This window comes from Mycobacterium sp. PO1 (assembly GCF_017312405.1).
Lineage (GTDB): Bacteria > Actinomycetota > Actinomycetes > Mycobacteriales > Mycobacteriaceae > Mycobacterium.
Window position 1 is genome coordinate 1 of the sequence record NZ_BLTG01000102.1, and the last position, 4,848, is coordinate 4,848.

Here is a 4,848-nt window from a genome sequence, read left to right on the forward strand (position 1 = left end):
CGGGTCAACATAGGAGGTTTTACACATGTTGGTGAAAGCGTTGGGTTATGTGGGTGTGGAGTCTCCGGATGCGAAGGAGTGGTTGGCGTTCGGTCCGGAGGTTTTGGGGATGGAGGCGGTTGAGGCGTCCAGTGGGTCGGTCCTGTTGCGGATCGACGACGCGGATCACCGGATCGCCGTTCATCACGGGGACCGCAACCGGATGCTGTATGCGGGCTGGGATGTGGGCAGCGAGGAGGCGCTTGAGGCTGCCGGGGAGTTGCTGCACAAGCGGGGCATTGGGTTTGAGGTGGGAACCGAGGAGGACTGCGCGGCCCGCGGAGTGTTGGGCTTTGTGACGCTGTCGGATCCTTCGGGGTTGCGTCATGAGTTGTTCTACGGTCAGAAGGTGGTGCCGGGTTCCTTCCGGCCCGGCCGCGCGATGTCGGGGTTTGTCACCGGTGCGCAGGGGTTGGGTCATGTGGTGCTGGCGACGCCGGACCTCGCGCAGGCCGACCGGTTTTTGCGGGGGGTGTTGGGGTTTAAGAAGAGCGATGAGATTTACACCTTCATGGATCTGTGGTTTTACCACTGCAACCCGCGCCATCACAGCATCGCGTTGACTCCGATGCCGGGTGTGCGGGGACTGCACCACGTGATGGTCGAGGTGCAAAGTTTTGATGACGTGGGCATGGCCTATGACCTGTGCATGTCGCGCAACATCCCGCTGAGCATGACGTTGGGGCGCCATGTCAACGATCGGATGGTGTCGTTCTACGTACGCACACCGAGCGGGTTTGACCTCGAGTACGGCTGGGATGCGGTGACCGTCGACGAGGAAACCTGGACAGTCGCTCAGTACGACCGACCCAGTGTCTGGGGCCACCAGATGGTCGCCCAAACACCGCCAGGCGCACTCGAAGCCGCAACAACATGAACGCCGCAATCACGAAAACATCTGTCCAAGAGAACATTACGCAGCCCAATCCAAGAAACGTAGGAAAAGTACATGTCTATTGTCGGTAAGAACGACATTCAGCAACTGGTAGCGGCGGGCCGAGAAGGCCTTGCTAAGGGCCGTCTGCCCGCCGGGCTGGTCGCCAACGCAGAACTCCACAAGCTCGAAGCTCAGCGAGTCTTCGGCCGGTGCTGGCAATTCCTGGCCCACGAGACGGAGATCCCCCAGGCAGGGGACTACGTGGTCCGATATCTGGGTGGCGGTTCGATCATCGTTGTCCGCGGCGAAGACGGCGAAGTGCGCGCCATGGCGAACTCGTGTCGGCACCGCGGAACAATGCTGTGCCGCACGGAGATGGGCAACACTTCGCACTTCCGCTGCCCCTATCACGGCTGGACCTACCGCAATACCGGAACTCTGGCGGGTGTACCCGCACAAAAAGAGGTCTATGGGGTCGAGATGGACAAGAACGAGTGGAGTCTTACCCAGGTTCCGCGCCTCGAGAACTACCGCGGAATGATATTCGGTTGCCTGGACGAGAAGGCAGAACCTCTCGTTGATTATTTGGGCGATATGGCGTGGTATCTGGACCTGATCACCCAGAAGTCCAAGGGTGGACTGGAGGTGCGGGGTGAGCCCCAGCGTTGGATCATCGACTCCAACTGGAAGCTCGGCGCGGACAACTTTGTCGGGGACGCCTACCACACGTTGATGACGCACCGATCGGCGGTCGAGCTCGGTCTGGCTCCGCCCGATCCAAAATTCGCGTCGGAGCCGGCGCATATCAGTCTCTCCAACGGTCACGGCCTCGGCGTCCTCGGGGTAACGCCCGGGCAACCGATGCCGCCCTTTATGAACTATCCACCCGAGGTTGTCGATGGACTCGCAGCGGCTTACGGCGATCAGGACCGCGCAGACATGCTTCAGCGTTCGGCCTTCATTCACGGCACGGTCTTTCCCAACCTGTCGTTCCTCAACGTCCTCATCGGTAGGGACAAGAAGTCAATGCCAGTGCCGATGTTGACATTTCGGCTGTGGCGTCCACTGTCACACGACACGATGGAAGTTTGGTCGTGGTTTCTCGTCGAGAAGGATGCCGACGAAGAGTTCAAACAGCAGTCGTATGAGACCTACGTACGAACGTTCGGCATCTCCGGTGTGTTCGAACAGGACGACGCCGAGACTTGGCGCTCCATCACTGCGGGAACGCAAGGCATTCTCGCAGGCAGCCAGACACTCAACTTCGAGATGGGCATGGGTGTGCTGACCAGCGACGACACGTGGAAGGGGCCCGGTCGTCCCCTGTCCAGCGGGTACGCGGAGCGTAACCAACGCGAATTCTGGGGTCGCCTGTTGGAGTTACTCACCGACTCAGGCGATGACGCCAGCGAAACCGAGCCCAAACCCCAACTACTCGCGCAATCTCGGACCAATACAGACGAGGTCGCCTGATGAGGCATCAGGCACCTGCTTGTCTCACAACCACAATCAACCAGGTCATAAAGGATGGTGTGCCATGGTAGCGACGGTCGAGCAACAGCTTCTGCTCCGCTGCGAGATGGAGAACTTTCTGTTCGAAGAGGCGGAGCTGCTGAACGACGGCCGGTTTCACGACTGGCTAGAACTGTGCGCCGAAGATATCCACTACGTCATCCCGGTGCGCGTGAGCAGAGAACGCGCCAACGGCGACGGAAATTCGACGACCATGACCCACTGGGATGACGACTACGCAGGCTTGGAGCTGCGGGTGCTACGTCTGGACACCGAATACGCATGGGCAGAAGATCCGCCCTCACGGATCCGACACCACGTGTCGAATGTGCGGGTACGCCCCGGCGCAGGGACGGACGAATACGATGTCCGCTCCAACCTTCTCGTGTTCCGCAACAGGGGGGACAGCCCGCAGCACGACCTCATCTCTGCGGAGCGCCACGATGTCATCCGCCGCAGTGAGATGGGCCTGCGGTTAGCGAGCCGACGGGTAGTGCTTGACCATGCCGTTGTCGGCACCCACAATCTGGCTAACTTCTTCTAACGGGGCGACGTTGAGCTTGCATTACTTAAAACCTAGAAAGGTACAGTCGTGACCGGCGACCACGGTGCGGCGACGACCGTCGCGAACGAGTTCGCCGTCGTCACCGTCGACAAAATCTTTACCCGCAATGGAGAGCGGTTGGAGATTGCCAGCCCCCGCCTCGGCTTCCGAATTCAGCTCGACCCGTTGGAACTTGAGAGTTTGTCATGGCAGACCAAGGAAAGCCTTTCGCGGTTTCTCGAGGACCCGTACGGTCCTGGCCATTGACCTCGCGCACGTCAGTGAGCAGGGGATCGTTTCCTACTTGACGCCCCTTCCCCAATCGTGAAAGGACGTCTGTGATGACAACTGCAGGTGCTGCGCGGCGGCGTGCCTTGGTCCTCCGCTCGATCCATCGCGGTGGAGGGGTGCACTTAAGTGAGGAGTGGACAAGTGATCCATGCGGAAGTCGATCCACGTCGGTGCTGCGGCTACCAGTTGTGCGTGGACGTCGCGCCAGTGTCTTCGCTATCAACGCGGCTGGGAAGGCGGAGATATTGGTGCGCGACATTCCCGCTGATCTAGAGGTCAACGCCCGCGCGGCAGCACACGAATGCCCGTCGGCAGCGATCACCGTACGTGCTTCCGGATCCGCGCAATGACACCCTAAATGTCTTCCTCGGGTAGGTTCACCCCCAAACGACCGTCCGCCGTTGTCGCAGGCGCTCACCCGGCGCCGTCTGATCTCTTCCGTGGTGCGACCTTCCGCCTACTATGTCTCTGCTTCTCACGAGCACGCTAGACGTGATTGGATTGTCAGAGGTTGACCTGTGAGAACGGCTGTCGTCTATCGCCGGCTCGCCAGAGACGTGAAGGACGACTTCGAGAAGGACAACTACAACCGCCTGACGAGGCGCAATTTGAAATGTGCGTCTTCTCTGATGGCCGTGTCGCGCAGCGCTGGATGGTAGGCGCTGGGTCTTGGGTCTGGTGGGATGACCTAGACCATCTGTATAAGGTTCACATCTACGCGCACCCTGATTACGGAAAATGGTTATCTGGTCCGACGGCGCGGTCGAGGAGCTATGACAGGCTCGTGCACTTAAACCGAATTGTCAATCGGTGTCGGTGATGATCACCGAGACGGCCTGTGCGGTTCCTTTTTTCGCGAATATTGACTTATCTCCAAATCATCCGCTTCGATGTGACACTAAGGCGATTGTGCGCCGTGCGGTGTCGGGCGATATCTTTTCTATCGACTACCACAACTTGGTCATCGCGAGCTTTGGCAGAGCGTTTAGCGCAACATCGCCAGCTGGACTAGTGTGGCCGAGGTGTCTGAGAAGAAGCCATCATTTTTCCTTCTCTCCCAGCGATTTTGATCTCGACCTCTATGTCTTCAGAGCGCGAGAAGGTTCCAAGCTTTCAAGGAATGGGATGGATGCCAGAAGTGCTCAACCCACTGGCCTGCACGACCGGAAGGCGCGACGAGAAGCAAAATCGTGGTGATTATTCAGTGCCCCACTGTGTAATACATTCCGCACTCAAGGTATGCAGACCCCTCAGGCCCGATTGGCTCCTCCATCTCCGCTGGCATGGATCTGTGAGCGCAGGCTATTGCACACGCAAGCTGGTATCGGATGTGTTCCCGCCAGAGGCGCGAATCCTCTCCGGACGGCACTCGCACCGGGGTGCGATCGCACCAGTCAACGCCACGCGACAACTGTCGAGCTGACGCCGGCAAGCTCACACAGCTCCAGAGCGTCCTTCAACAGCAATATCGGGGTCGGGGCGGTCGCCGGCCAGCACACCATCGAGGTGGACGATGCACGCGGCAGCCAGTGACCCTGCTGCACGGAGAAAGGGCAACACGCGTTGGTTGCGTCCAGCAGAGTGG

Annotated in this window: 5 protein-coding genes; all 5 read left to right on the top strand. The window is 59.5% G+C overall.

The genetic code is table 11. The features are described 5' to 3' along the window. Positions 1 to 25: 25 nt before the first annotated feature. Positions 26 to 916, top strand: coding sequence for a VOC family protein (locus tag J3476_RS25220; RefSeq protein ID WP_207069047.1), 891 nt, complete (start codon positions 26 to 28; stop codon positions 914 to 916). Between the two features lie 72 nt (positions 917 to 988). Next, positions 989 to 2,389: a Rieske 2Fe-2S domain-containing protein gene (locus J3476_RS25225; protein WP_083406805.1), complete on the top strand. Its 1,401-nt coding sequence runs from the start codon at positions 989 to 991 to the stop codon at positions 2,387 to 2,389. Positions 2,390 to 2,453: 64 nt separating this feature from the next. Beyond that, a complete protein-coding gene (locus J3476_RS25230; protein ID WP_011559094.1) occupies positions 2,454 to 2,972 on the top strand; it encodes an aromatic-ring-hydroxylating dioxygenase subunit beta in 519 nt (172 codons plus the stop codon). Between the two features lie 48 nt (positions 2,973 to 3,020). Continuing rightward, a complete protein-coding gene (locus tag J3476_RS25235) occupies positions 3,021 to 3,239 on the top strand; it encodes a hypothetical protein (RefSeq protein WP_013470379.1) in 219 nt (72 codons plus the stop codon). Positions 3,240 to 3,313: 74 nt separating this feature from the next. Beyond that, a complete protein-coding gene (locus tag J3476_RS25240) occupies positions 3,314 to 3,613 on the top strand; it encodes a ferredoxin (protein WP_225933553.1) in 300 nt (99 codons plus the stop codon). Positions 3,614 to 4,848 lie beyond the last annotated feature (1,235 nt).